The sequence below is a fragment of the Vibrio sp. 378 genome (assembly GCF_033339435.1).
Genome location: NZ_JAWOUO010000428.1, coordinates 1 through 768, shown reverse-complemented (window position 1 = coordinate 768; position 768 = coordinate 1). Strand labels below are relative to the sequence as shown.

At 51.2% G+C, this 768-nt stretch carries 1 protein-coding gene; it reads left to right on the top strand.

Going from position 1 to position 768, the window contains the following annotated elements; translation table 11 throughout:
• On the top strand, positions 1-768 hold a 768-nt coding region (locus R7Q48_RS26735; RefSeq protein ID WP_411979291.1), incomplete at both ends, for a COG3650 family protein.

Sequence of the window (768 nt, the reverse complement as noted above, 5' to 3'; positions counted from 1 at the left end):
TTGGCAACGAGCCGTCTTGGGCAGCCAGTTTTGAAGCCAATGCGCTTAAGTTCCAACAGATGGGTAAAACCACCGAAATGCTGTCTATTCAAAGCAGTCAACTGCAGCCGCGCCAACGCACTTATAGGCTTGATGATGGTGAACTACGCATGACGGAAAACCTCTGTTCAGACACCATGAGCGACTCTTTATATGGCTGGAAAGCAACACTCAAACACGATGGAAACACTTACCAAGGGTGTGGCATGGCAGCGAACGTTGATGCAACGCTTAGCTGGGCAAATACCTATGTAGCCACCTCAACGCAATCACAAGGTTTTGAGGTGCAAATGACCTTAAACCCTGACCACAGCGCCACGACGAAATACAGCTACTCAAACGGTCAAGACCCATTAGTGGAACGCGGCTTCTGGCAACAGTTGAGCCCGTCGCAAGTTCAAGTTGTGATGACCCACCACCAGCAACAACGTTTGATGTCTGAGCGACTCTTTACGCGCGAAGGCAACCAACTCAAAGCCACCAAGGAAAAAGTGGGCAGCATGGTGTACCCGATCGCCGATGGTGGCTTAGTGCTTTACCCAGCAACCGTTCGTGATGCAGGCGTTCAACAACCGGCGGCGAAGCGCGCAGACCAACCTATCGGCAGTGCTGACGTCCCATCCAGTGCCAATTTCGATTCCAAAGTCGATGCTGCGGTACGTAACTACTTCTTCATTCACCAAACCGACCCAAGCAATAACCAATACCGCTGGTTAACGTACGATCTCA